The sequence below is a fragment of the Streptomyces sp. NPDC050560 genome (assembly GCF_044457285.1).
In the GTDB taxonomy this organism is placed as follows: Bacteria; Actinomycetota; Actinomycetes; order Streptomycetales; family Streptomycetaceae; genus Streptomyces.
Map to the genome: position 1 here is coordinate 1,032,004 of NZ_JBITGT010000001.1, position 25,116 is coordinate 1,057,119.

Consider the following 25,116-nt stretch of genomic DNA (forward strand, 5'->3'; position numbering starts at 1 on the left):
TTCAGATCCCCACCGTGAAGCCGTCGGACCAGACCTGCATCGACTGGACGATGCTGTCCCACGCGCCGGTCAGCAGCAGCAGCCCGGTGACGATCATCATCGCCCCGCCGATCCGCATCACCCACGCGTAATGGCGCTTGACCCAGCCGAAGGCGCCCAGTGCCTTGCGGAACGCGACCGCCGCGAAGACGAAGGGCACCCCGAGTCCCAGACAGTACGCGACGGTCAGTATCGCGCCGCGACCGGCGCTGGCCTGCTCGAAGGCGAGCGCGTTGACCGAGGTCAGGGTGGGCCCCACACAGGGCGTCCAGCCGATGCCGAACAGCGCGCCGAGCACCGGGGCGCCCGCGAGCCCGGTGATCGGGCGCCGGTGGAAGCGGAACTCACGCTGGGTCAGCCAGGGCATGAGGCCCATGAAGAAGATCCCGAGCAGGATCATCAGGGCGCCGAGCACCCGGGAGAAGCCGTCGGCGTGGCTCTGGAGGGTGGAGCCGAAGAAGCCGAAGAGGGCGCCGCCCGAGACGAAGACGGCGGTGAAGCCCAGCACGAAAAGGCCCGCGCCCGCCGCCATCCGCCCCCGTCTGGCCTGCGCGAGATCGGTGCCGCTGACCCCGGTGACGTACGAGAGGTAGCCGGGCACGAGCGGCAGGACGCACGGGGAGAAGAAGGAGAGCAGCCCGCCCGCGGCGGCGATCGGGAGCGCGAGCAGCAGGGCACCGCTGTACACGGTGTCGTTCATGCCGTCGGAGGCGGCGAGCACGGCGGGGGCGAGCGCGGAGTGCGCGGTGAGCGGGGACACTCCGGTCACTTCTCCGCGATCAGCGGGTCGAGCATCTTGCGCAGCTTCTCCTCGCTGAGCGGCGCGAGCGATCTGGCGGCGAGGTCGCCGTCCCGGTCGAGCACCACGGTCGAGGGGATGGACTGCGGGTTCAGGGTGCCCTTGGGGAAGCGGAGCATCAGCCTGCCCGCCGGGTCGTAGAGGCTCGGGTAGGGCACCTTGTACGACTTCTCGAACTGCTGGGCGGGGCCCTTGTCGTGGTCGCGGGTGTTGATGCCGACGAACTGGACGCCCTGGTCGGCGGTGGCCTCGGCGACCTTGGCGAAGCCGCGCGCCTCCTCGCGGCAGGGCGGGCACCAGGAGCCCCAGGTGTTGAGGACGACGACCTTGCCCCGGTACGAGGCCACGTCGAGCTTCTTGCCGTCCAGGGTGGTGCCGTCGAGCTTGGGCCCCGGCTTGCGGTCGGCCTTCTTGACGACGGAGACACCACCGGAGTTGGTGACGTAACCGCTCTTGTCGGAGCCGCCGCTGACCCCGCCCGAGGTGCAGCCGCCGACCATGAGCGCGGCGGCGAGCGCCCCCGTGGCGGTGGTGAGGACCCGCCCCCGGGCGGAACGGGGCAGGGTGGCGCGGGGGTTCGCGATGCGGCGGGCGGCACTCATGTGAAAAGTTTCGCATGCCCGATTCGGGGATCTTCCGCACCCCCCTGCCCCACACTTTCGCCCGGTTTCGCCCCGTTATGGGGTGCTCGCCGGGCCGGGTCCGTACGCGAGGCGGGGCGCGGGAGCACCCCGGGCGCGCCCGGGGCACGGGTGCCGCGGGGCTACGCCCCGAACGCCTTGCCCTGGCCGTCCCCCTTCGACCTCGCGGCGCCCGCGTGCAGATGCGCGGGCACCAGGTCGAGCGCGGGCTCGGTGTAGCCGACCGAGACGATGCGGTCGCCCTCGTACGTGAAGGTGGTGAGGGAGGCGAGGGTGCACTGCCGTCGGCGCGGGTCATGCCAGAGCCTGCGGCGCTCGACGAAGCTGCGGACGATCCACACCGGGAGCTGGTGGCTGACGCACACCGCCTCGTGGCCGCGCGCCGCGTCCCTGGCGGCGGCGAGCGCCGCGAGCATACGGGCGGCCTGGTCCGCGTAGGGCTCGCCCCAGGACGGCCGGAACGGGTTGACGAGGTACTTCCAGTTCGCCGGGCGGCGCAGCGCGCCGTCGCCGACGCCGAACGTCTTGCCCTCGAAGGTGTTCTCCGCCTCGATCAGCCGGTCGTCGGTGGCGATGTCGAGTCCGTGCGCCTTGGCGATCGGGGCGGCGGTCTCCTGGGCGCGCTCCAGCGGGGAGGCGACGACATGGGTGACGTCGTGCCCCGCGAGGTGCTCGGCGACCCGGTCGGCCATGGCGCGGCCGAGCTCCGAGAGGTGGTAGCCGGGGAGCCTGCCGTAGAGCACGCCCTCCGGGTTGTGCACCTCGCCGTGGCGCATGAGGTGGACGACGGTGGTGTCGGCGCCGCCCGCCGGGGCCTCGCGGACCCCGGTGTCCACGGCCGCCGGCTCCTCGGGGGCGCCGTCGCCCCGCGCGGCGCTCACGCGGTGGCCTCCGCCGCGGCGCGGGCCGCGGCGGGCAGCGCGGCGGCGATGTGCTCCATGGCCCGCTCGTCGTGGGCGGTCGAGACGAACCAGCACTCGAACGCGGACGGCGGCAGATGGACACCCGCCTCCAGCATCGCGTGGAAGAAGGCCGTGTAGCGGTACGCGTCCTGGGCGCGGGCGTCGTCGTAGTTCCTGACGGGCCCGGCCCCCTCCGCGGTGAAGAACACGGAGAACATGTTGGACGCGTTCTGCACCCGGTGCGGCACGCCCTCCTTGGTGAGCGCGGCGCCGACGAGGCCCCGCAGCTCGGCGGAGACGGCGTCCACCGTCCGGTACGCGGCGTCGTCGAGGAGGCGGAGCTGGGCGAGCCCCGCGGCGGTGGCGACCGGGTTCCCGGAGAGGGTGCCCGCCTGGTAGACGGGGCCCGCGGGGGCCAGGGCGGCCATGAGGTCGGCGCGCCCGCCGAACGCGGCGGCGGGGAAGCCGCCCCCCATCACCTTGCCGAAGGTCATCAGGTCGGGCCGCACCCCGTCGACGCCGTACCAGCCCGCCTTCGAGGTACGGAAGCCCGTCATCACCTCGTCGGAGACGTAGAGGGCGCCGTGCTCGTGGCAGAGGTCGCGCAGCGCGGCGTTGAAGCCGTCGGCGGGCGGGACGCAGCCCATGTTGCCGGGGGACGCCTCGGTGATCACACAGGCGATCTCGCCGGGGTGGGCGGCGAACGCGGCGCGGACCGAGTCCAGATCGTTGTACGGCAGGACGAGCGTGTCCCCCGCCTGCGCGCCGGTGACCCCGGGCGTGTCAGGAAGTCCGAAAGTCGCCACTCCGGAACCGGCGGCGGCCAGCAGCGCGTCGACATGCCCGTGGTAGCAGCCGGCGAACTTCACGATCTTCGCGCGGCCGGTGCAGCCACGGGCGAGACGGATCGCCGACATGGTGGCCTCGGTGCCGCTGGAGACGAGTCGTACCTGCTCAAGGGGGTCGACCCGGGCGACCATCTCCTCGGCGAGCAGCACCTCGCCCGCGCTCGGGGTACCGAACGAGGTGCCGTGTCCTACCGCCTCCCTGACGGCCTCGACGACCGCGGGGTGGGCGTGTCCCAGGATCATCGGACCCCAGGAACAGATCAGGTCGACATACTCACGGCCGTCCGCGTCGGTCAGCCAGGGTCCCTTTCCGGACACCATGAACCGGGGCGTACCGCCCACGGCACCGAACGCGCGCACGGGGGAGTTCACACCACCGGGGGTCACACGGGCGGCACGCTCGTAGAGCGTCTGCGAAACTGGTGGGGGTTCGTACGGATGGCTCACGCCGTCCATGGTGTCAGAGCCCCCAGCGCCCCGTCGCGAGAGGTGGGGGCGCGCACGTTTCGGCGCGCGGGCGTTGGGGAGGTCATTGACACGATGATCGGGTTGCGCGGCGGTGGCCCCGCCTCCTAGAAGCAGTCGGGTGGAGATATGCATCGCGGTGGTGGACCGGGCGAGGGGACCGATGACCTGGGTCCTCGGCGCGGGGTCCCGCGTACCCCCGGGCACGGCAGACACCGGCGGGAAGCACAGCAGCACCCTCGTACGGACGCCAGGGGCGCGCGGGCCGACGCCCATGCCGAGCCGGGAGCGCCCGCCGGGACTCAGGGCGGAGAGCTGTGGGCTCCCGCGGAAAGCAGGAGTGGCCGCGTGGGGGTGACCTACAAGTACTTCGGCGCCCCGGACGGCGCCACGGCCGCTCGGGTCCCGGTCTCGATGCGCCCCGAGGAGCTGGGGGGTGACGAGCTGGGCATGGGCGGCATGTTCACCAAGATCAAGCCGGAGACCATGGCCGCGATGGTCCTCACCGGCATCGAGGGCATACCCCTGCACAAGGTCCCCCCGCTCGAACTGGTCGTGCTGCATCCCGACTACGCGGTGGTCAAGCTCCCGATGACGGTCGTCGACCCGCTGCGCGGCATCGGCGAGGAGGCGGTGGGCGCCGCCGCCTTCATCTGGTCCACGGTCCCCGACCGCGGCGGCCCCCGCGACGCGTTCAACGTCTACCGGCTCCTCCACGAGTGGCAGGACTTCAGCAACCGGCTGCACGAGGCGGGGCATCAGCCTTACTGCCTGGTGTGGCCCTGAGGTACTGCTTGGTGTGGCTCTGAGGGCGGGTTCGGCGGACTGACACGGGTTCGACCAATCCACCGGCGGCCCGGCCCCGGATTACGCGGGGGTGTTCTGGTCCGTTGCCGTCCTGGGGAGAGCCTTCGTGAAGGAAGCCATTCATATCGGCAGGAGCCGGTCGTCCAAGCCTGACTTGCAGCAGTTGGTGCACGAGGTCGCGCTGGGGGACCAGGAGGCGTTCGCCGGTGTCTACGACGCGGTGGCGGGGTCGGTGCTCGGCGTCGTGCGGGCGGTCGTCCGCGACCAGGCGCAGTCGGAGGAGGTCGCCCAGGACGTGCTGGTGGAGGTGTGGCGCACGGCGCCCCGCTACCGGCCCGAGCGCGGCACCGCGCTCAACTGGATTCTGACCCTCGCGCACCGCCGCGCCGTGGACCGGGTCAGGTCGGCGGAGGCCGCGGCGGCCCGGGACACCAAGGCCGCGCTGCTCGACCGCACCCCCGAGTACGACCAGGTGACCGAGCAGGTGGAGTCCCGGCTCGAACAGGAGCAGGTACGGCGCTGTCTGCGCACCCTGACCGAGTTGCAGCGCCAGTCGGTGACGCTGGCGTACTACAGCGGGCTGACCTACCGGCAGGTCGCCGAGGCGCTCGCGCTGCCGCTCGGCACCGTGAAGACCCGGCTGCGCGACGGGCTCATCCGGCTCCGTGACTGCCTGGGGGTGACGGCGTGAGCACCACGGAGCCGCACCTGCTGACCGGCGCCTACGCGCTGGACGCGCTGCCCGGCCGGGAGCGCGCCGCCTTCGAGCGGCATCTGGCGTCCTGTGACTCCTGCGCCCGGGAGGCCGCCGAGTTCGCGGCCACCGCGGCCCGGCTCGCCTCGGCCTCCTCGGGGCCCGTGCCGTCCGCGCTGCGCGGGGAGGTGCTGCGCCGGGTCTCCGCCGTGCGGCAGGTGCCGCCTGGCGCGGCCCCCGTGGCGCGGGCGGGGCGGTGGCTGCCGCGCGGCGGGCGGCTGACGCGGTGGGCGCTGGCCGCCTGTGTGGCGGTCGCGGCGGGGCTCGGGGGGACGGCGGCGTGGCAGTACGAACGCGCCCAGGACGCCAGGCAGCAGGCGGCGCGCGCCGAGCACGACGCCGACGCGGTGGCCAGTGTGCTCGCCGCCTCCGACGCGCGGACGCGCTCGGCGCGGGTGGCGGGCGGCACCGGCACCCTGGTGGTGTCCGCGCGGCGCGACCAGGCCGTGTTCCTGGCCTCCCGGATGCCCGAGCCCCCCGCGGGGAAGGTCTACCAACTGTGGTTCGCGAAGGGCGGCGCGATGCGCTCCGCAGGGCTGATGAGCCCGGACCGCGCCAGCCAGACCGTACTGATGCGGGGCCCGGTGGACGGGGCGTCCGCGATCGGGATCACGGTGGAGCCGAGCGGCGGGTCACGGCAGCCGACGAGCGAGCCGATCGGGCTGCTCGACATGCCTGCGTGAGGGGGGCGGGGGCGCCCCCGCCGGATCAGCGGGGGCGGCGCGGCGGTCTCGGGAAGAAGCCGCTGGTGCGGGCGGCGTACGCGGCCCAGCCGGGCCGGTCGGCCATCCGCCGCTCCAGCAGCCGCTTGCCGCTGCCCCTGGTCAGCAGCGCGGTCATCACCAGCGGGGAGACGGCGCCGACCGCGGCGGGCGCGGGCCCTCCGTCGCAGGCCACGAGGTAGAGGCCCCACCAGACGCAGAAGTCGCCAAAGTAGTTGGGGTGCCTGGTCAGCCGCCATAGCCCGCGGTCCATGATCAGGCCGCGGTTCGCGGGGTCGGCCCTGAAGCGGGCCAACTGGGCGTCCCCGACGGCCTCGAAGAACACCCCCACCGCCCACACCGCCGCGCCCGCCCAGGCCGCGGCGGACAGCGGCCCCGGCGCGTACGAGGCGGCCTGCACCGGCAGCGACACCAGCCACACCAGCGCGGCCTGAAGGGCGTACACCATCCGCAGCGCGTACCAGGCGCGGCTGCCGGGCGCGCGGGAGAGCAACTCCCCGTAGCGCGGGTCCTCGCCGTGGCCGCGGCCGCGGCGCGCGATATGGACCGCGAGCCGCAGCCCCCACACCGCCGTGAGGACGGCGGCCAGCGCCCGGCGGCCCGTGTCGCCCTCGCCCGTGGACGCCGCCCAGGACACCGCCGCGACCACCGCGAACGCGGCGCCCCAGGCCACGTCCACGATCCGGTGCACCCCCTTGCGCAGCGCGAGCGCGAAGGTGGCGAGCAGCACGGCGAGGGCGCCCGCCGCCGCCCAGCCGAGGTTCACCGCGAACGGGCCCCAGGGATAGGCGCTCATCCGGCCGCCAGGTCCCGGTACCAGTCGGCGGCCTCGGCCGCCGTCAGACCGCTGTCGCCGTCGTCCGAGGGCCGGGCCGCGACGATCTGGTCGACGCCCATGCGGCGCTCCTCGAAGGCGAGCGCCCCGCCCACCAGGTAAAGGCGCCACACCCGCGCGGTCTCCTCGCCGACGAGCCGTACGAACTCGGCCCAGCGCCGTTCGAGGGTGCGGTGCCAGGCGTCGATGGTGCGCACGTAGTGCTCGCGCATCGACTCCACCGACCGCACTTCGAGGCCCGCGGCCTCCAGCAGCCCCACGGTCTCGCCGAGCGGGCGCATGTGCATGTCGGGCGCGATGTACGCCTCGATGAACGGGCCGCCGCCCGGGGCACGCGTGCCCCGGGCCATCTGCTGGACGAGGACGCGTCCGCGCGGGCGCACGACCCGGCGCAGGGACGCGGCGAACGCCGGGTACTCCGGGTCGCCGACGTGCTCGCCCATCTCCACGCTGGCCACGGCGTCGTAGCCGCCGCCGGTGATGTCCCGGTAGTCCTGGCGGACGACCTGGACCCGGTGTTCGAGCCCGCGCTCACGCACCCGCTGCCGTACGTACGCGGCCTGCTCCCCCGCCAGGGTGACCGCGGTGACCCTGGCCCGGTGCCGCTCGGCCGCGTACAGGCTCAGGCTGCCCCAGCCGCAGCCGACGTCGAGCAGCCTGGCGCCCGGGGCGAGGGCGAGCTTGCGGCAGATCAGCTCCAGCTTGGCGCGCTGGGCGCCGGCGGGGGTCGTGTCCTGGTCCCCGGCAGGCCAGTAGCCGCAGGAGTAGGCCATGGTGTCGTCGAGGAGGAGGCGGTAGAAGTCGTTGGACAGGTCGTAGTGGTGGCTGATGGCGGCACGGTCGCGGGCCCTGCTGTGCAGACCGCCGCTGAGCCTGGCCTGCGAGGCGGGCGTGGGCGGGCGCGGGCCCACCGCGCCGAGGCGCAGGGCCTCGCCGACGGCGCGTGCCCGCCTCGCGAGGGTGGGGCTCGGGGCGTGCAGCCCGCGCTCGCGCGCGGCGGCCCACACCGCGCGCAGGCCCGCCGCGAGGTCGCCCTCCACATCGAGTTCGCCGGTGATGTACGCCTGCGCGAGCCCGAGTTCGCCGGGCCGCCACAGCAGTCGGCGCAGGGCGCGCCGGGAGCGTACGACGACCACGGGAGCGCCCGCGGGCCCGGTCTCGCTGCCGTCCCAGGCGCGCAGCCGCACCGGGGGCGCGCCGCCGAGCGCTTCCGCGGCGAGGGCGGCGAGGCGGTGCGCGGCGCCCGGTCGGGCCGTGGTGGGTGCGGTGCTCATCGGGCGGGCTCCTCCTTGGTGAACAGGTACTGCTGGACGTCGAGGTAGCCGGAGCGGAAACCGGCCTCGGAGTAGGCGAGGTAGAAGGTCCACAGGCGGCGGAAGGTCTCGTCGAAGCCGAGGGCGGCGGCGTCGGCGGCCCGCGCGGTGAACCGCTCGCGCCACAGCCGCAGCGTCTCGGCGTAGTGCTCGCCGAAGGCGTCGCGGCGGGTGAGGGTGAGCGCGGTGTGGTCGCGGACGGTCTCCTCGACGGCCCGGGTGGAGGGGATGAGGCCGCCGGGGAAGACGTACTTCTGTATCCAGGTGTGGGTGCCCCGGGTGGCCAGGAGGCGGTCGTGGGGCATGGTGATCGCCTGGAGCGCGGCGCGGCCGCCGGGCGCGAGACGGGCGTCGAGGGTGCGGAAGTAGACGGGCCAGAACTCGGCGCCGACGGCCTCGACCATCTCCACGCTGACCAGCGCGTCATAGCTGCCGCGCGCCTCGCGGTAGTCGCACAGCTCGACGGTGACCCGGTCGGCGAGGCCCGCGTCGCGCACCCGGTCGAGGGCGAGTTCGCGCTGGCGCGCGGAGAGGGTCAGCGAGGTGACGCGGGCGCCGCGGGCGGCGGCGCGCAGCGCGAGTTCGCCCCAGCCGGTGCCGATCTCAAGCAGCCGGGTGCCGTCGTGGACGTCCGCGAGGTCGAGCAGCCGGTCGATCTTGCGCCGCTGGGCGGCGGCGAGCAGCGGCCAGGTGGCGGGGAAGCCGCGGAAGACGGCGGCGGAGTAGGTGAGGGTGTCGTCGAGGAAGAGGGCGAAGAGGTCGTTGGACAGGTCGTAGTGGCTGCTGATGTTCTCCCGGGCGCCGTCGGGGGTGCCCCGCTGCGCGTCCGGGTGGCGTATCGCCCACAGGCCGCGCAGCCGTTGCAGCGGGGCCGGGATCAGCTCGGCGGCGTGCGCGGCGAGCACGGTGAGGGCGCCGACCAGGTCGGGGGCGTCCCACTCCCCCGCCATGTAGGACTCGCCGAAGCCGATGAGGCCCCGGCCGCCGACGCGGGCGTGGAACGCCCTCGGGTCGTGCACCTCGACCAGCGGGCCGCCGAGGCCGAGGGTGGCGCCGCCGGAGAACCGCACCCGCAGCGGCAGCCGCCGCAGCGCGTGGCCGACGAGGCCGGAGGTGACGGCCCGTACGGTCCTGGAGACCCGGGGCACGCGGGCGACGTCGGGCCAGCGGCCGGGGTCGGGCGCCCCATCGGACGGCTCGGGCGCGTTGGCCGGGCCGGACGCGGTGGACACGCCGGGCGGGTTGGACGGCCTGGTGGTCATGTCGCACTCTCCCGGGAGCGGCGGCCAGGGCGCGGCTGCACCGGCAGGCCCCGCAGATACAGGCGGACGCCGTGGAAGCGGATCGCGGCGGAGACCGCGAGGGTCGAGAAGGGGTGGCGCAGCGCGAGCCGCAGCAGCGCGGGCACGCTCGCCGCACGCCGGGTACCCCGTACGGTCGCGGTGAACGGCGGGGCGCCGGGGCGTTCAAGACGTACGGACAGGCGCAGCCGCTCGCCCGGCAGCGGGAGCCGCATGTCGTAGCGGCCGTCGACGGGGAAGAACGGCGAGACGTAGAAGTCCTTGGCGACGCGGGCGGCGCCGCGCGCGTCGGCGTGCAGCAGATACGCGTGCCTGCCGCCATAGGTGTTGTGCACCTCGGCGACGACGCAGCGCGGGGTGCCGTCGGGGCCGTGGCACCAGTACAGCGTCAGCGGGTTGAACACGTGCCCGAACACCCGCGCGTGCGCGAGCATCACGACCCTGCCGCCCTCCAGGTCGACGCCGTGCTCGGCGAGGAAGCCGTCGAGCGCCGCCCTGATCGACGGCGCGCGCCCGGTGAAGTGGTCGGCGGCGCGGAAGCCCGCCAGCGCGCGCAGCGGGCGGGGCAGCACCGGGAGCCGGTCGGGGTCGACAAGCCACAGATAGGTGCGGTGCCGCAGGGCGTAGCGCGCGGGTGCCCGGCGCAGGTGGCGCACGGTGCACGGGTAGAGGGCCGGTGGCCCCGGCGGCGGGGCGCTCACCAGGCGGCCCCGAGTGCCGCCGCCGCGGCGGCGCCGCTGCGGCAGCCGTCCTCGTGGAAGCCCCAGCCGTGGTAGGCACCGGCGAACACGCAGACCCGGGTGGCGAGTTCGGGCAGCCTGCGCTGCGCCGCGACCGACTCCGGGGTGTAGACGGGGTGTTCGTACACCATGCGGGCCAGCACACGTGCCGGGTCGACACGGTCTTCGCCGCCGAGGGTGACGACGTAGGTCTCGCCCGCGTCCAGGCGCTGGAGGCGGTTCATGTCGTAGCTGACCCTGACGTGGTCGGCGCCGGTGTCGCAGGAGGGCATGAGGAGATTCCAGGAGGCGCGGGCGCGGCGGGCGCGGGGCAGCAGCGCGGTGTCGGTGTGCAGCAGGGTGGTGTTGGCCGAGTACCGGAAGGCGGCGAGCACGTCCTTCTCGCGCGGGGTGGCGTCGGCGAGCAGCCGCAGCGCCTGGCCGGGGTGGACGGCGACGACGACGTGGTCGTAGGAGTCGGTGGTGCCGTCGCGCGCGGTGACGTCGGCGCCGTCGGCGTGCCGCAGCACGGCGCGCACGGGGGTGGCGGTGCGCACGTCGGGCAGGCGGCCCGCGATCCGGTCGACGTAGCGGGCCGAGCCCCCGGTGACGGTGCGCCAGACGGGCGATCCTGTGACCGAGAGCAGCCCGTGGTGGTCGAGGAACGCGAACAGGTAGGCGGCCGGGTAGCGCAGCGCGGTGCGGGCGTCGCAGGACCACACCGCGGACACCAGCGGGGTGATGAAGTGGGCCCTGAAGTAGGCCGAGTAGCCGCCCTCGTCGAGGAACCCGCCCAGGGTCAGCGCCTCGTCCGCGCCGCCGTGTGCGAGCAGCCCGCGGGCGGCGCGGTGGAAGAGCGGGACCTCGGCAAGCATGCGCGGGTACGCGCCGCGGGGCGCCCCGCGCGGCCGGGCGAGCAGCCCACGGGGGCCGCGGGCGCCCGCGTACTCCAGGCCGCAGCCCTCGCACCGCACCGACATGCTCATCTCCGACTCCTGTGTGGCGACGCCGAGTTCGCCGAAGAGCCGGAGCAGGTTCGGGTAGGTGCGGCGGTTGTGCACGATGAAGCCGGAGTCCACCCGGTGGGTGCGGCCGTCGGGCGCGGCGAGTTCGTGGGTGTGGGCGTGGCCGCCGAGCCTGCCGTCGGCCTCGTACAGGGTGACGCGGTGGGTGCGGGACAGGATGTGGGCGGCGGTGAGCCCCGCCACGCCGCTGCCGATGACGGCGGTGCGGTGCGGGCCCCGCGCGCCGGTGGCCGGGCGCGTGGCGGTCACCTCCTGTGCCCGCTCGTGCGGTCGTCGCATGGTGTCTCTTCCCTCCCCTGGCGGTCGGGAGGCGGGCCGCGGGCCGCGGGCGGGCCGTGTCGCGGCCACCCCAGCCCGGCCGCGCCCCGGCGCCCCGCCGTGCGGGGGGCCGGGGACGCGCGGTCGCCTTCCTGGGCGTCAGCTCTTCGGCATCAGGACGGAGTCGATGAGGTAGACGGTGGCGTTGGCGGTCTTGACGTTGCCGCAGACCACGTGGGCCGAGTCGCTGCCGACGGTGTACGACTCGCCCGAGCCCGAGGTGGTGAGCTTCGACTTCTCCAGGGTGTCGAAGGAGCCGTTCGCCAGGTCCTTGGGCGCCAGCTTCTTGCCGACGACGTGGTACGTGAGGATCTTCGTGAGCTGGGCCTTGTCGTTCATGACCTTGTCCAGGGTGGCCTTCGGGATCTTCTTGAAGGCGTCGTTGGTCGGCGCGAACACGGTCAGGTTCTGCGCGTTGTTGAGGGTGTCGACGAGGTCGGCCTTCTTCACGGCGGAGACCAGGGTGGACAGCGCCGGGTTGTGGGACGCGGCGGTGGCGACGGGGTCCTTGGCCATGCCGTCGAAGGAGCCGGAGCCGGTCTTCGGCACGGTGGAGCAGGCGGACCCGAAGGGCTTGTCCATGCTGGTGCCGCTGTCGGCGCCGCCCTGGTCGCCGCTGCCCGTCGAGGCGGACGCCTTGCTCGACGAGTCCGCCTTGCCCGAGTTGCCGCCGGAGTCGCCGCCGTTGTCGTCGGAACAGGCGCTCAGGGCCAGCGGCAGCATCGCTGCGGCGGCCACGGTGACGGCGAGACGGCGGGTACGGGGGTGGGTCATGGTTCCTCCTGGGAGAGTGCGGCGGGGTGCCGCGGTCATGGGGGTGCGGGAGGGCGCGGGCCGCGGCGGTGCGCGCCCGGCGCCGGGGAGCGGGGTCATTCGACGGTGACCACCACCGAGTGCCAGCCGCTCGCGCCGTCGGGGACGGTGCGGGCGCGCTGCTCGGTCTGGAGCCGTCCCGTGCGGTCGGTGGCCCGGACGGTGAGGGTGTGTCCGCCCTTGGCGGCCCGCCAGGGGATGGACCACTGCCGCCAGGTGTCACGTGAGTCCTCGGCGGCGAGCCCGGCCTCCCGCCAGGGGCCGTCGTCGACGCGCACCTCGACCTTGTCGATGCCGCGGTGCTGGGCCCAGGCGACCCCGGCGACCATCACCGTGCCCGCCCTCGGCCTGGCGAACGGCTTGGGGGTGTCGATACGGGACTGGGTCTTGATGGGCGCCCTGCGGGCCCAGCTCCGCTTCACCCAGTACGGGTCGTAGGAGTCGAAGGTGGTGAGTTCGATGTCCTCGATCCACTTGCAGGCGGACACGTAGCCGTAGAGCCCTGGGACCACCATGCGGACCGGGAAGCCGTGTTCGAGGGGCAGCGGCTCGCCGTTCATGCCGAGCGCGAGCAGCGCGTCGCGGCCGTCCATCACCTCCTCGACGGGGGTGCCGATCGTCATGCCGTCGACCGAGCGCGCCACGAGCTGGTCGGCGGGGCCGCCCTTCGACGGCGGGCGCACCCCGCACTCGGCGAGCAGGTCGGCCAGGGGGACGCCGATCCAGCGGGCGTTGCCGACGTAGGGGCCGCCGACCTCGTTGGAGACGCAGGTGAGGGTGATGTCCCGCTCGATCAGCCGTCGGCGGAGCAGGTCGTCGAAGGAGTGGGTGGCCGGGTGGCGCACCCCGCTGCCGTGGATGCGCAGCCGCCAGTCGGTGGCGTCGACCTTGGGCACGACGAGCGCCGTGTCGACGCGGTAGAAGTCGGAGTTGGCGGTGGTGAAGGCGCTGGCCCCGGGGACCCGCAGCCCGGCCCCGGCGGGCACGGCAGGCGCGGGGGAGGCGGGGCGTGGCAGCGTGACCCGGGCGCGCGAGGCCGCCGCGTCCCTGCCGCCGGCCCCGTTCAGCGCACGCCCCGCGGCCCCGGCGCCCGCGGAGGCGGCGGCCGCGGCGACGGCCGTGAGGACGAAGCCCCTGCGGTCGAACGCGGCGGCGTGGGAGACGGGGACGGCGGGTTCGGCTGGGACGGTGGGTTCGGTGGGTTCGGTGGTACGGGGCCCGGTGGGCGGGTGGCCGGAAGCGCTCGCGCCGGGCGCCCGGCCGGAACCGGGCTCCGCGGCCGGGTCGTCGGCCGCGCTGCCGCCCACGCCCCGCGGCATACGGAGGCGGCCCGCCAGCGCGTACAGCAGCAGGGCCCCCGCCACGGCGCCGACCACCGAGGGCACCGCGTCGGCGGGGCCGGTGGAGTCGGGGCGGCCGGTGGCGGCGAACGCGCCGATCACCCCGAAGAGCAGGACGCCCGCGGCGCCCGTCCTCCTGAAGCGCCTCGTCAGCACGCCCAGTACGAGGGCCACCGCGGCCAGTACGGCCACGATGCCGAGTTGCAGGACCAGTTTGTCGTCGCTGCCGAAGTGGCGGATCGCCCAGTCCTTCACGGCGACGGGGGTGCGGTCGATCGCCGCGCCGCCGACGGCGACCACGGGGCTGGACTCCGGGCGTACCGCGGCGGCGGCCAGCTCCGCCACCGTGAGCGCGGCGAACCCGGCGAGCAGCCCGCTCAGCGCGCCCAGCGCCACGAGCAGCAGCCGCAGCCGCCCCGCCTGGTCCCTCTTGTCGTCACTCACGGGGGGAATCCGGTGCCACGGCCCGCCCGGATGGGTCTCGTTCCCCGATCCGGTGAAATCAGCTCCGCGACCAATCCGGCGGGGTGGTTGGCGACGTATTACCTGGTCGGGCTCTGTTTCCTCGGGCGGGGTGGAGGGGCGGGGCGCGCAGGTCGGGTGGGCCGCGCAAACACCGCCAACCGGAAGACCAGGAGCGGCCGGAAGGCCGGGAGCGGCCAGGCCGCCCGGCCCCAAGCGGTGTGGAACCCGGGGCCGTTACCGGGCCGGGAGCGCGGCGGCCGCCGCCCGGCGGGCGGCCGCGCGCGGCCGGCTCACTCCCCCGCGGCGCCCGTGAGGGCCGCCACCTCCGACTCGAAGAGCACGGCGGGGTCGAAGCCCATGCCCGCGAAGTGGCCCGCCACCTCCAGAGAGAGCACGCCGTGCAGCCGGGTCCAGAAGGTGAGGGCGCGTTGCAGGGCCGCGGGGGGCGCGGGATGGCCCCGGGTCCACTCGCGGTGGGTGCCGAGGTGCGCGGCGAGCGGCGCCTCCCCGTCGGCGGGCGGCAGCGGCAGCGGTGCGCAGGCGTCGAGCAGGGTCGCCATGATTCCGGCCGTGATGGCGGTGGCCTCGGCGGGGGCGTGGTAGCCGGGGATCGGGGTGCCGTAGATGAGGAGGTAGCGCTGCGGGTCGGCGGTGGCCCACTCCCGCAGGGTGCGGGCGAGGCCCGCGAGACCGGCGCCGGACGCGGCCGCCGCGTGGAAGGCGTCGGCGAGACTCTGGTAGGCGTCCGTGACCAGCTCGGTGATCAGCTCGTCCCTGCTGGCGAAGTAGCGGTAGAGCGCGGGGCCGCTCATGCCCATCCGCCGGGCGATCGAGTTCAGCGACAGCGCCGAGGCACCGGCCGCGCCGATCTGCTCCCACGCGTGCTGCTTGACCTCCGCCCGCACCTGCGCGCGGTACCGCGCCCGGGGGGTCGTCGCGCTCTCCTGGGCCATGCTCCGGCAACCTCCGCGACGGGTGGACGGGCGCTCACGGGCGCCGATAGGCGTTCAAGGTTCCGTTAGAGGGTATCACCAGCGCGGGGCGTCAACCCGGCGCCGGGCGGCGACGTCGCACGGGTGGTGTTCGGTGAACGTTCGGACGGGTACGGGGTGCTTCGCCCCGCGGTGGGGTAAGTGTGGGTGCTCTCCGTCGTGCCACGCCCGTTCGGTGGGGCCGGGGAGCACCGGGAGCGCGCTGTCATGAAGATTGTTTTCCTGCTGCACAACGCCTACGCGATCGGCGGCACCATCCGTACGACGCTGAACCTCGCCGCGGCCCTCGCCGAGCGGCACCGGGTGGAGATCGTCTCCATGATGCGGCACCGGGAGCACCCCAGATTCGCCGTCGACGAGCGCGTCACGCTCACCCCGCTCGTCGACCTGCGCCCCTCGGGCCCCGACGCGGGGCTGCCCGACTTCGCCCTGCCCGCGCGGGACTTCCCGGCCGAGGACCGCCGCCACCACCAGTACAGCAGGCTGATCGACCTCAGGGTGCGGGACTTCCTGGCCCACTGCGACGCGGACGTCGTCATCGGCACCCGGCCGGGGATCAACGTCTACCTCGCCCGCTTCGGGCCGCGCCGGGCGCTGCGGATCGCACAGGAGCACCTGCGGCACGACGCGCACGGCACCGACCTGCGCCGGGTGCTCGCCCGGCACTACCGCACCCTGGACGCCGTGGTCACCACCACCGCGGCGGACGCCGAGGTGTACCGGGCCAGGATGCGGCTGCCGGGGGTGCGGGTGGTGGCGGTGCCGAACATCGTGCCCGATCCCGGGGTGGCCCCCTCGGACGGCACCGCGAAGGTGATCGCGGCGGCGGGGCGGCTCGCCAAGGGGAAGCGGTTCGACCTGCTGCTCGACGCGTTCGCGAAGGTCAGCGCCGGGCACCGGGAGTGGCGGCTGCGGATCTACGGCGGCGGGGCGCAGGAGGACCGGCTGCGGGCACTGATCGACTCGCTGGGCCTCGGGGGGCGCGCCGAGCTGATGGGGCCGCACTCGCCGATCGAGCCGGAGTTCGCCAGGGCGTCGATCGTGGTCAGCGCCTCGGACGCGGAGTCGTTCGGGATGACGCTCGTGGAGGGCATGCGCTGCGGGGTGCCCGTGGTCAGCACCAACTGCCCGCTCGGGCCCGCCGAGATCATCACCGACGGGGTGGACGGGCGGCTGGTGCCCGTGGGGGACGCGGCGGCGCTGGCGCAGGCGCTGACCGGGCTCGTCGAGGACGCCCCGCTGCGGCGCGCGATGGGGCGCGCGGCGCTGGAGAGCGCCCGCAGATTCGATCCGGGCCCGGTCGTGGCCCGCTACGAACTCCTCTTCCCCGAGCTGCGCGCGGGACGGCTGCGCAACCGCGCGGTACGGCTGCGCGCCCGCCTCACGTCCTCGGCGCGACGCAGGCTGCGGGGGATGGTCACCGGCCGACGGAGGTGAGGGGGGCGGCGCCGACCGGCGGGGCGAGGCGGATTCGCCGCCCCGGCCGACCGGGACGGCCCCGCGCCGCCCCGGCGCCCCGCGCCCCTCGCCCGGCGGGCGCCCCGCGCCCGGCGGCCGTTCACCCCGCCCCGTCGCGCAGCCCCGCGAGGCGTTCCGTGAACGGGGTGAAGTCCAGCTCGGGGCGGTGGGCGCGGGTGGCGGGGCCGCCGGTGAGGAGCGCGGCGAGTTCGCCGCCTGCCCGGTCGACGCGCTCCGCGAGCCCCTCCGCGCCCCAGTCCTCCGACGCCGCGTACACCCCGGTCGGCACGACGACCGCCCGCAGATAGGAGAACAGCGGGCGCAGCGCGTGTTCGAGCACGAGCGAGTGCCGAGGCGAACCGCCCGTCGCGCCGATCAGGACGGGCTTGCCGGTCAGCGCCTCGGGGTCGAGGACGTCGAAGAACGACTTGAAGAGGCCGCTGTAGGAGGCGGAGAACACCGGGCTGACGGCGATCACCGCGTCGGCGCCCGCGACCTCCGTGAGGGCGGCGTCCAGCGCGGGCGGCGGGAAGCCGGTGACCAGGTGGCCCGCGATGTCACGCGCCAGCTCCCGCAGCTCGACGGCCGCCACCGCCACCGGCTCCGCCTCGGGGTCCGCCGCCCGCACCCGGCGGGCCGTCGCCTCCGCGAGCCGGTCGGCCAGCATCCGGGTCGAGGACGGGCTGCTCAGGCCCGCCGTCACCAGGACCAGTTTCATCGCGCGGCCACCTCCTCGCCGCGCCCGGCGCCGCCCCGTACCGCCGCCGCCCGCGCGGACTCGCGGTCGCGGGCGGCGAGGAGGGAGGCGTGGGTGGGGGCGTCCGGCACGTTCGCCGGGCGGTTCTTCGCGAACTCCTCGCGCAGCACGGGTACGACCTCTTCGCCGAGGATGTCGAGCTGTTCGAGCACGGTCTTCAGCGGCAGCCCCGCGTGGTCCATCAGGAAGAGCTGGCGCTGGTAGTCGCCGAAGGTCTCGCGGAAGCCCAGGGTCCGCTCGATGACCTGCTGCGGGGAGCCCACGGTGAGCGGGGTCTGCTCGGTGAACTCCTCAAGGCTGGGGCCGTGCCCGTAGACCGGCGCCTCGTCGAAGTACGGGCGGAACTCGCGCACCGCGTCCTGCGAGTTGCGGCGCATGAACACCTGCCCGCCGAGGCCCACCACGGCCTCCTCCGGCGCCCCGTGCCCGTAGTGCGCGAACCGGCGGCGGTAGAAGTCGACCATGCGCCGGGTGTGCTCAGCGGGCCAGAAGATGTTGTTGTGGAAGAAGCCGTCGCCGTAGTACGCGGCCTGTTCCGCGATCTCCGGGGAGCGGATGGAGCCGTGCCAGACGAACGGCGGGACGCCGTCGAGCGGGCGCGGGGTCGCGGTGAAGGACTGGAGCGGGGTGCGGAACTCGCCCTCCCAGTCGACGACGTCCTCCCGCCACAGCCGGCGCAGCAGCGCGTAGTTCTCGACGGCGAGGTCGATGCCCCGCCTGATGTCCTTGCCGAACCAGGGGTAGACGGGGCCCATGTTGCCACGGCCCGTCATGAGATCGACGCGGCCGTCCGCGAGGTGCTGGAGCATCGCGAAGTCCTCGGCGATCTTCACCGGGTCGTTCGTGGTGATCAGCGTGGTGGAGGTGGACAGCACCAGGCGCTTCGTGCGCGCCGCCAGGTAGCCCAGCATGGTGGTGGGCGAGGACGGGACGAACGGCGGGTTGTGGTGCTCCCCGGTGGCGAAGACGTCGAGCCCGGCCTCCTCCGCCTTGAGGCCGATCTCCACCATGGCCTTGATCCGCTCGTGCTCGCTCGGCGCCCGGCCCGTCGTCGGGTCGGGGGTGACGTCTCCGACGGTGAAGATGCCGAACTGCATGTCGCTCACCCTCCGTGTTTGTTTACCGTTCAACTACACTCACGGAACGGTGTGGGCGGCGTGCGTATTCCCAAGGAGCGGTCCGGGGGCGCGAGCCCCGGCGGCGTGAAGCGGCCCCCGGCGGCGTCAGGCGGCCCCCGGCGCCTGCCACCGCGGGTCGCGCCCGGTGGCGGCGACGAGCCTGTGCAGCCGTGGCGCGTCCGCCGCCACCGGCACCGGCTCGCCGAAGACACCGGCCGACCTGGCCATCGGCGCCATCTGCTCGGTCGCGGCGTCCAGCGTGGCGAGGACGGGCGCGATGTCCTCGCCCTCCGGGTAGTCCGCGCCGGTGGCCCTGGCCAGGTCCCAGGCGTGCAGCACCAGGTCGGTCAGCGCCATGCAGCCCACCGTCACCGCCGGGAGGTCCATCATCCCGGTGACGCCCTCGTCGGCGCCGGGGGCCGACCAGGCGGCGACCAGCTCGTCCGCCGCCGCGGCGAAGCGCGCGCGCCAGTCCGCGCCGCCGTCCGCCGCGCCCACGAAGTCGCGCTGCGCGCCGAAGTCCGCGAGCCCCTTGCCGGCCAGCTTGCGAAACTCGACGACCACCTGGAAGAGGTGGTTCACCAGCGCCCGTACGTCGTACTCCGCGCACGGCGTGGGCTCGGCGAGCTGGTCGTCGCGGATGGCGGCGACCACGGGCACCGCGCGCCCGGCCGCCATCCCGAGCAGTTCGCCTACCGGGCGGTCGGTCGCCACGGGAGGCAGGGAGATCTTGTTCTCGGTCATGCCGCCACCGTAGGAAGGGCCGTGCCCCGATGGCTTGAAAAAACGCGACAGCCACACGGAGCCGCAGGTCAGAGGCGCCCTGGCGGGGAAAAAGGCGCGGCACGCGGCCAGTACGCAGCTTAGAATCGGGGCCATGGGAGCGCCACGCCGTGACACCCGCGGCATTGTCGACGCGGCGGGCCTTATGGCGCGGGTCCGCTTCCGCCGCCGGGAGCCCGCGCCCGCGCTGCGCCCTTATCTGGAGCACTACTGGCTCATCGACTGGGACCTGGAGCGGCCCTATGTCTCGACGGTGGTGCCGCACCCCTCGGTGAACGTGGTCTTCCAGCGGTTCGCTGACGCGGAGCCCTTCGGGGAGGTCTCCGGGATCGGCCTTGAGCTGTTCGAGCAGAAGCTGGAGGGGCGCGGCCGGGTCTGCGGGGTGCAGTTCAGGCCGGGCGGCTTCAGGCCCTTCGCGCCCGGCCGCCCGGTCTCCGCCCTCACCGGCCGCAGGGTGCGTACGGACGAGGTGTGGCCCGGCCGCGTGGGCGCCGCGCACGACGTGCTCGCGCCCGCGGACGAGGACGCCAGGGTCGCCGCGCTCGACCGCTTCCTGCTCGGCCTCGAACCCGCGCCCGACCCGGCCGCGGGCACCGCGATGCGCCTGGCCGACCTGGTGCGCCACGACAGGTCGGTGCGCAGGGTGGACGACCTCGCGCGGGCGGCCGGCCTCTCGGTCCGCGCCGTGCAGCGGCTCTTCGCCGCGTACGTCGGCGTGGGCCCCAAGTGGATCATCCTGCGCTACCGCATCCACGAGGCCCTTGAGCGCGCGGAGGGCGCGGCCCCGGTCGACTGGGCCGCCCTCGCCGCCCGCCTCGGCTACGCCGACCAGGCCCATCTGGTACGGGACTTCACGGCCACGGTGGGGGTGCCCCCGACGGCCTTCGGACAGCCGGCGCCACCGGGCGGCTGACAAGACCCGCCCACATCCACCCACCACCGCGCGAGCCCGCGCAGCGAAGGAGGCCGAGGGTGCGCGAGCCCCACCCGCCGCTCGAACCGTACGAGAGCGGCATGCTGGACGTCGGCGACCCGGCCGCGGGGGACACCAACCGAATCCACTGGGAGACCTCGGGCAACCCGCGCGGCAAGCCCGCGCTCGTGGTGCACGGCGGACCGGGCTCCGGCTCGTCCCCCGGCGCCCGGCGGCTCTTCGACCCGGAGCGCTACCGGATCGTCCAGTTCGACCAGCGCGGCTGCGGCCGCAGCACCCCGGGCGCAGACGACCACGCCACCGACATGCGGCACAACACCACCGGGCACCTGACGGCCGACATGGAGCGGCTGCGCGCGCACTTGGGCGTCGAGCGCTGGCTGCTGTACGGCGGCTCCTGGGGCTCCACGCTGCTGCTCGCCTACGCGCAGCGCCACCCGCGGCGGGTCTCGGAGATCGTGATCAACGCGGTGACCACCACAAGGCGCTCCGAGACCGACTGGCTCTACCGCGGCGTCGGCCGGTACTTCCCCGAGCAGTGGGAACGCTTCCTCGCCGGGGCGCCCGGCACCCCCAGGGACGGCGACATCGTCGCCGCGTACGCCCGCCTCCTGGAGGACCCGGACCCGGCGGTGCGCGAGAAGGCCACCGCCGACTGGTGTGCCTGGGAGGACGCGGTGCTCTCCGGGGAGACCGGCGGCGGGAACCCGTACCAGGACCGCCCCTCGCGGGCGCGGCTGGCCTTCGTGCGGATCTGCGCGCACTACTTCTCGCACGGCGCCTGGCTCGAAGAGGGCGCGCTGATCAGGGACGCGGGGCGGCTCGCGGGCATCCCAGGGGTGCTGATCCACGGCAGGCTCGACATGGGCGGCCCGCTGGAGACGGCGTGGCAGCTCAGCCGGGGCTGGCCGGACGCGGAGCTGCACGTGGTGGAGAGCGCGGGCCACATCCCGACGCCGCGCCCGCGCGAGCTGGCCATGGAGGCGCTCGACCGGTTCGCACGGCGCTGAACGCCCCCGAGGGGGCCGCCCCGGCAGACCGCGGCATGCGGCCCGGGGAGTTGGCCTGCGCTCCGGGGAGTTGACCTACGCTGCCGCCATGTCCGTGCTGCGTTCCGTCGTGCTGTTCGTGCTCGCCGCCCTCTTCGAGATCGGCGGCGCCTGGCTGGTCTGGCAGGGGGTCAGGGAGCACCGGGGGTGGGTATGGGCCGGGGCGGGCGTGATCGCGCTCGGGGTCTACGGGTTCGTCGCCACGCTCCAGCCCGACGCCTCCTTCGGACGCGTCCTGGCCGCGTACGGCGGGGTGTTCGTGGCCGGCTCGCTGGTGTGGGGCGCCGTCGCCGACGGCTACCGGCCCGACCGGTGGGACGTCGTGGGCGCCCTGGTCTGCCTCGTGGGCATGGCGACCATCATGTACATGCCCCGCGGGCACCGCTGAAGGCGCCGCCCCGCGGCCCGCTCCGTACGCCATGAGACCCTGGTGACGTACGGAGAACCCACCCTTCCGAGCCCCTGGCAGGAGTCCCCATGCCGTCCTCCGCGCGCACCGCGGTCATCACCGGAGCGAGCAGCGGCATCGGCGCGGCCAGTGCGCGCAGGCTCGCCGACGACGGCTTCCATGTGGTGCTGACGGCCCGCCGCGGCGACCGGGTGGAGGCGCTGGCCAAGGAGTTGACCGCCGCGGGCCGCACCGCGAGCGCGCGGGTGCTCGACATCACCGACCGGGCCGCGGTGGACGCCTTCGCGGCCGGGCTGGACCGCTGCGACGTGCTCGTCAACAACGCGGGCGGCGCGCTCGGCGCCGACCCGGTGGCCACCGGGAACCCCGACGACTGGCGCGCGATGTACGAGACCAACGTCATCGGCACCCTCCACGTCACCCAGGCCCTGCTGCCCGCGCTGACCGCAAGCGGCGACGGCACCGTCGTGGTGATGTCGTCCACCGCGGGGCTCGGCACGTACGAGGGCGGCGCCGGGTACGTGGCCGCCAAGCACGGCGAGCACGTGCTCGCCGAGACCCTGCGCCTGGAGATCGTGGGCACCCCGGTGCGGGTCGTGGAGATCGCGCCCGGCATGGTGCGCACCGACGAGTTCGCCGCCGTCCGCTTCCGCGGCGACACGGAGCAGGCCGCGAAGGTGTACGAGGGCGTGGCGGAGCCGCTGACCGCCGAGGACATCGCGGAGACGGTGGCCTGGACGGTGTCGCGGCCGAGCCACGTCAACATCGACCTGCTGGTGGTGCGCCCGCGCGCCCAGGCGTCCAACACCAAGGTGCACAGGGAGCGCGGCGATGGCTGACACCGGTCACGAACCGCCCGCGGCGGACCCGGGCCCGGACGGCGGCCACGACGAGCGTGATGTCGAGGCGGAGGGCGCCAGGGTGGCGGCCGAGGCGCAGCGGCTCGCCGACGCGGCCAGGCTCGCGGAGGCACAGCGCAGAGCGGACGACAAGCACACCCAGCGGCAGATGTGGTGGTACCTGGCGTACTTCCTCTTCGGCATCCACCTGGTGGCCTTCGTCATGATCTTCGCGGTGCTGCACGGCCACTGAGCCCGCCGCCGCACGCCCGCCCCATGCCCGCCGGGCGCCCCGGCGCACACGGCGGGGCCCGGCCCCGCACAGGGCGGCGCCGGGCCCGGGGCCGACCGTGCCTCAGCCCTTCACACACACCACCTGACGCAGCCGGGCCACGACCTCCACGAGGTCGCTCTGCTGCGACATGACCTGCTCGATCGGCTTGTACGCACCCGGGATCTCGTCGACCACCCCGGTGTCCTTGCGGCACTCCACGCCCCGCGTCTGGTCCGCGAGGTCGCGCGCGCTGAAGCGGCGCCGCGCCGCGCCTCTGCTCATCCGGCGCCCGGCGCCGTGCGACGCCGAGTTGAACGCCGCGGTGTTGCCGAGGCCGCGCACGATGTACGTGGCCGTGCCCATCGAGCCCGGGATGATGCCGAGGTCCCCCGCGCCCGCGCGGATCGCGCCCTTGCGGGTGACCAGCAGGTCCATCCCCTCGTAGCGCTCCTCGCTGACGTAGTTGTGGTGGCAACTGATCTCGGGCTCGAAGGTGACCTTCGCCTTCTTGAACTCCCTGCGCACCACGTCCTTGAGCAGGCCCATCATCAGGGCGCGGTTGTGGCGCGCGTACTCCTGCGCCCAGAACAGGTCATTGCGGTACGCGGCCATCTGCGGGGTGTCCGCGACGAACACCGCGAGGTCGCGGTCGACCAGGCCCTGGTTGTGCGGGAGCCGCTGGGCGACGCCGATGTGGTGGTCGGCCAGCTCCTTGCCGATGTTGCGGGAGCCGGAGTGCAGCACCAGCCACACGGGCGAGTCCTCGCGGTCGGCGTCGCAGCAGACCTCGATGAAGTGGTTGCCGGAGCCGAGCGTGCCGAGCTGCTGGGCGGCCCGCTCGCGGCGGAAGTGCACCGCGTCCGCGACCCCCTCGAAGCGGCGCCAGAAGTCCTCCCACCCCGCGGTGGCGAGGCCGTGCAGCCGGCCGGGGTCCACCGGGTCCCGGTGCAGCCCGCGGCCCACCGGCACCGCCTGCTCGATCCTGGAGCGCAGCCTCGACAGGTCCCCCGGCAGATCCCCCGCCCGCAGCGACGTCCTGACCGCGGACATCCCGCAGCCGATGTCCACACCGACGGCCGCGGGACAGACCGCCTCCCGCATGGCGATGACGGAGCCCACCGTGGCGCCCTTGCCGAAGTGCACGTCGGGCATGACCGCGAGGCCCTTGATCCAGGGCAGCGTCGCCACGTTCTGGAGCTGGCGGAGCGCGGCCTCCTCGACCGCCGCCGGGTCCGCCCACATCCGGATGGGCACCCGCGCGCCCTGCACCTCTACATACGACATCGCTCACTCATCTCCCCCGTGACGGTTCTTCCCCCGCGGACGGTTCTCCCGGCTCCCCCGGCTCCCCCGGGAAACCGGCGACCCGGCCAAAAGCCGCCAACCGCAAATACCGCGGCCAACTTTGATCTTTGGGGCACCGGACCGGCGGTGCGGGCGCCCGTACGGTAGACATTGTGTCCACCGGCCACCGCGCGGCGCCACGCATTAACTGGGCCGCGCAGGCCGCCCACCCGTCCCGTCGAGGGGAGCCCCCATCGTGCAGCGGAAGGCGTACCTACCGGGCGCCGCGGTACTCCTCGCGGTGCTGCTCGCCGGATGCACCATGGGCTCGGGCGCGGAAAGCGACGCCACCGACGCCAAGGCGGGCGCGGGCGGCACGCCCTCGCCCTCCGCCGAGCCCGGCAAGTACCAGTCGCTCCCCGAGCCCTGCGGCAGCGTGAGCCACGACAGCCTGGACACCCTGCTGCCCGGCGTGAAGGACATCAAGGACGAGCGGCAGCGCGACCACGTCTACGACGGCACGGCCACGGTGACGTACGACACCAACCGCCGGGTGGGCTGTAGCTGGAAGATGGACGGGCCCGCGGCCACCCACCACCTCGCCGTCGACTTCGAGCGCGTCGTCTCCTACGACAGCTCCATCAGCGACGACACCCGCGCCGAGCAGGTCTTCCTCAGCAAGGAGGACAGCGCGGGGATCGCCGCGCCGCCGGACTCCGCCGACCCGAGCGGCACCCCGGGCGACAGCCCGAGCGCCGACGCGGGCGGCGCGGGAGCGCAGGGCAGCGTGGAAAGCCCCGGCTCCACCGCGTCCCCCGGCACCGCGGACCCGTCGTCCCCTGGCGACGCGGGCGCGCCCCCCGAGGGCCTCGACTCCCGCACCCTCGACGGCCTCGGCGACGCCGCGTACGTGGACGACAGCTACACGTCACCGTCGTCGGCGGGCGGCCACCGCACCGTGACTGTGGTCTTCCGCACGTCGAACGTCGTCGTCACCGTCCAGTACGAGGAGCAGCCCTCGCTGCCCGCCGACGTGCCCGACAGCAAGGAAATGCAGGACAACGCGCAGGAACTCGCGCACAAGCTGGCCGGCACGCTCGGCGGCTGACGCCC

General features: G+C 74.5%; 26 protein-coding genes. 10 read left to right on the plus strand and 16 right to left on the minus strand.

Annotation, left to right across the window (positions count from 1 at the left end; genetic code table 11):
* Nucleotide 1 precedes the first annotated feature (1 nt).
* From ACIBIW_RS04450 to hemL, 4 genes are all read right to left on the minus strand, one after another.
* Nucleotides 2-739, minus strand: coding sequence for a cytochrome c biogenesis CcdA family protein (locus ACIBIW_RS04450; protein ID WP_399331933.1), 738 nt, complete (start codon nt 737-739; stop codon nt 2-4).
* Between the two features lie 65 nt (nt 740-804).
* On the minus strand, nt 805-1,440 hold the full coding sequence (locus tag ACIBIW_RS04455) for a TlpA family protein disulfide reductase (protein ID WP_399331760.1): 636 nt from the start codon (nt 1,438-1,440) through the stop codon (nt 805-807).
* A 161-nt stretch (nt 1,441-1,601) separates the two neighbouring features.
* Nucleotides 1,602-2,255 (minus strand): histidine phosphatase family protein, encoded by a 654-nt coding sequence (locus ACIBIW_RS04460; RefSeq protein ID WP_399331935.1) that lies wholly within the window; start codon nt 2,253-2,255, stop codon nt 1,602-1,604.
* A gap of 101 nt (nt 2,256-2,356) precedes the next feature.
* The gene (gene hemL / locus ACIBIW_RS04465) at nt 2,357-3,685 is read right to left on the minus strand and encodes a glutamate-1-semialdehyde 2,1-aminomutase (protein ID WP_399331762.1); all 1,329 of its coding nucleotides are present in this window, start codon (nt 3,683-3,685) and stop codon (nt 2,357-2,359) included.
* 138 nt (nt 3,686-3,823) lie between these two features.
* Here hemL and ACIBIW_RS04470 point away from each other — a divergent pair, with 138 nt between their 5' ends.
* The 3 genes from ACIBIW_RS04470 (at nt 3,824) to ACIBIW_RS04480 (ending at nt 5,938) form a co-directional block, all read left to right on the plus strand.
* Nucleotides 3,824-4,480 carry a hypothetical protein gene (locus ACIBIW_RS04470; RefSeq protein WP_399331764.1) on the plus strand — a complete coding sequence of 219 codons (657 nt, stop codon included), beginning with the start codon at nt 3,824-3,826 and terminating at the stop codon, nt 4,478-4,480.
* A gap of 127 nt (nt 4,481-4,607) precedes the next feature.
* Nucleotides 4,608-5,192, plus strand: coding sequence for a sigma-70 family RNA polymerase sigma factor (locus ACIBIW_RS04475; RefSeq protein WP_399331766.1), 585 nt, complete (start codon nt 4,608-4,610; stop codon nt 5,190-5,192).
* Complete coding sequence (locus ACIBIW_RS04480) at nt 5,189-5,938, plus strand: anti-sigma factor domain-containing protein (protein WP_399331768.1); 750 nt, start codon at nt 5,189-5,191, stop codon at nt 5,936-5,938. Before ACIBIW_RS04475 ends, ACIBIW_RS04480 begins: the two co-directional genes overlap by 4 nt.
* A 25-nt stretch (nt 5,939-5,963) precedes the next feature.
* On the opposite strand, the gene ACIBIW_RS04485 is transcribed toward ACIBIW_RS04480, so the two are convergent.
* The 8 genes from ACIBIW_RS04485 to ACIBIW_RS04520 form a co-directional block, all read right to left on the minus strand.
* A complete protein-coding gene (locus tag ACIBIW_RS04485; RefSeq protein WP_399331770.1) occupies nt 5,964-6,773 on the minus strand; it encodes a DUF1295 domain-containing protein in 810 nt (269 codons plus the stop codon).
* A complete protein-coding gene (locus ACIBIW_RS04490) occupies nt 6,770-8,086 on the minus strand; it encodes a class I SAM-dependent methyltransferase (protein ID WP_399331773.1) in 1,317 nt (438 codons plus the stop codon). Before ACIBIW_RS04490 ends, ACIBIW_RS04485 begins: the two co-directional genes overlap by 4 nt.
* Nucleotides 8,083-9,387 carry a class I SAM-dependent methyltransferase gene (locus ACIBIW_RS04495; protein WP_399331775.1) on the minus strand — a complete coding sequence of 435 codons (1,305 nt, stop codon included), beginning with the start codon at nt 9,385-9,387 and terminating at the stop codon, nt 8,083-8,085. Before ACIBIW_RS04495 ends, ACIBIW_RS04490 begins: the two co-directional genes overlap by 4 nt.
* On the minus strand, nt 9,384-10,082 hold the full coding sequence (locus ACIBIW_RS04500) for a DUF1365 domain-containing protein (protein WP_399331777.1): 699 nt from the start codon (nt 10,080-10,082) through the stop codon (nt 9,384-9,386). The genes ACIBIW_RS04495 and ACIBIW_RS04500 overlap by 4 nt, the downstream gene beginning before the upstream one ends.
* 41 nt (nt 10,083-10,123) lie before the next feature.
* Nucleotides 10,124-11,449 (minus strand): NAD(P)/FAD-dependent oxidoreductase, encoded by a 1,326-nt coding sequence (locus ACIBIW_RS04505; RefSeq protein WP_399331779.1) that lies wholly within the window; start codon nt 11,447-11,449, stop codon nt 10,124-10,126.
* Between the two features lie 138 nt (nt 11,450-11,587).
* Complete coding sequence (locus ACIBIW_RS04510; protein WP_399331781.1) at nt 11,588-12,262, minus strand: fasciclin domain-containing protein; 675 nt, start codon at nt 12,260-12,262, stop codon at nt 11,588-11,590.
* A gap of 95 nt (nt 12,263-12,357) precedes the next feature.
* Nucleotides 12,358-14,085 carry a molybdopterin-dependent oxidoreductase gene (locus ACIBIW_RS04515; RefSeq protein ID WP_399331783.1) on the minus strand — a complete coding sequence of 576 codons (1,728 nt, stop codon included), beginning with the start codon at nt 14,083-14,085 and terminating at the stop codon, nt 12,358-12,360.
* A gap of 311 nt (nt 14,086-14,396) precedes the next feature.
* A complete protein-coding gene (locus ACIBIW_RS04520; protein WP_399331785.1) occupies nt 14,397-15,059 on the minus strand; it encodes a TetR/AcrR family transcriptional regulator in 663 nt (220 codons plus the stop codon).
* 246 nt (nt 15,060-15,305) lie between these two features.
* On the opposite strand from ACIBIW_RS04520, the gene ACIBIW_RS04525 reads away from it, so the two are divergent.
* Complete coding sequence (locus ACIBIW_RS04525; RefSeq protein ID WP_399331787.1) at nt 15,306-16,535, plus strand: glycosyltransferase family 4 protein; 1,230 nt, start codon at nt 15,306-15,308, stop codon at nt 16,533-16,535.
* A 121-nt stretch (nt 16,536-16,656) separates the two neighbouring features.
* Here ACIBIW_RS04525 and ACIBIW_RS04530 read toward each other — a convergent pair whose 3' ends face one another.
* The 3 genes from ACIBIW_RS04530 to ACIBIW_RS04540 all read right to left on the minus strand — a co-directional run bounded on the left by ACIBIW_RS04530 (nt 16,657) and on the right by ACIBIW_RS04540 (nt 19,175).
* Nucleotides 16,657-17,274: an FMN reductase gene (locus tag ACIBIW_RS04530; RefSeq protein ID WP_399331789.1), complete on the minus strand. Its 618-nt coding sequence runs from the start codon at nt 17,272-17,274 to the stop codon at nt 16,657-16,659.
* Nucleotides 17,271-18,410 carry an LLM class flavin-dependent oxidoreductase gene (locus ACIBIW_RS04535; protein WP_399331938.1) on the minus strand — a complete coding sequence of 380 codons (1,140 nt, stop codon included), beginning with the start codon at nt 18,408-18,410 and terminating at the stop codon, nt 17,271-17,273. Before ACIBIW_RS04535 ends, ACIBIW_RS04530 begins: the two co-directional genes overlap by 4 nt.
* A 126-nt stretch (nt 18,411-18,536) precedes the next feature.
* Nucleotides 18,537-19,175: a TIGR03086 family metal-binding protein gene (locus tag ACIBIW_RS04540; RefSeq protein ID WP_399331791.1), complete on the minus strand. Its 639-nt coding sequence runs from the start codon at nt 19,173-19,175 to the stop codon at nt 18,537-18,539.
* A 133-nt stretch (nt 19,176-19,308) separates the two neighbouring features.
* On the opposite strand from ACIBIW_RS04540, the gene ACIBIW_RS04545 reads away from it, so the two are divergent.
* From ACIBIW_RS04545 to ACIBIW_RS04565, 5 genes are all read left to right on the plus strand, one after another.
* Complete coding sequence (locus tag ACIBIW_RS04545; protein WP_399331793.1) at nt 19,309-20,127, plus strand: DUF6597 domain-containing transcriptional factor; 819 nt, start codon at nt 19,309-19,311, stop codon at nt 20,125-20,127.
* 59 nt (nt 20,128-20,186) lie between these two features.
* A complete protein-coding gene (gene pip, locus ACIBIW_RS04550; protein WP_399331795.1) occupies nt 20,187-21,158 on the plus strand; it encodes a prolyl aminopeptidase in 972 nt (323 codons plus the stop codon).
* An 88-nt stretch (nt 21,159-21,246) separates the two neighbouring features.
* A complete protein-coding gene (locus ACIBIW_RS04555) occupies nt 21,247-21,585 on the plus strand; it encodes a YnfA family protein (protein WP_399331797.1) in 339 nt (112 codons plus the stop codon).
* A gap of 89 nt (nt 21,586-21,674) precedes the next feature.
* Entirely contained in the window at nt 21,675-22,445 is a 771-nt protein-coding gene (locus tag ACIBIW_RS04560; protein WP_399331799.1) for an SDR family NAD(P)-dependent oxidoreductase, read from the plus strand.
* Nucleotides 22,438-22,698 (plus strand): hypothetical protein, encoded by a 261-nt coding sequence (locus ACIBIW_RS04565; RefSeq protein WP_399331801.1) that lies wholly within the window; start codon nt 22,438-22,440, stop codon nt 22,696-22,698. The genes ACIBIW_RS04560 and ACIBIW_RS04565 overlap by 8 nt, the downstream gene beginning before the upstream one ends.
* Before the next feature lie 102 nt (nt 22,699-22,800).
* Here ACIBIW_RS04565 and ACIBIW_RS04570 read toward each other — a convergent pair whose 3' ends face one another.
* On the minus strand, nt 22,801-24,003 hold the full coding sequence (locus tag ACIBIW_RS04570) for an RtcB family protein (RefSeq protein ID WP_399331803.1): 1,203 nt from the start codon (nt 24,001-24,003) through the stop codon (nt 22,801-22,803).
* Nucleotides 24,004-24,259: 256 nt separating this feature from the next.
* On the opposite strand from ACIBIW_RS04570, the gene ACIBIW_RS04575 reads away from it, so the two are divergent.
* On the plus strand, nt 24,260-25,111 hold the full coding sequence (locus ACIBIW_RS04575; RefSeq protein WP_399331805.1) for a DUF3558 domain-containing protein: 852 nt from the start codon (nt 24,260-24,262) through the stop codon (nt 25,109-25,111).
* The last annotated feature ends 5 nt before the right edge of the window (nt 25,112-25,116 follow it).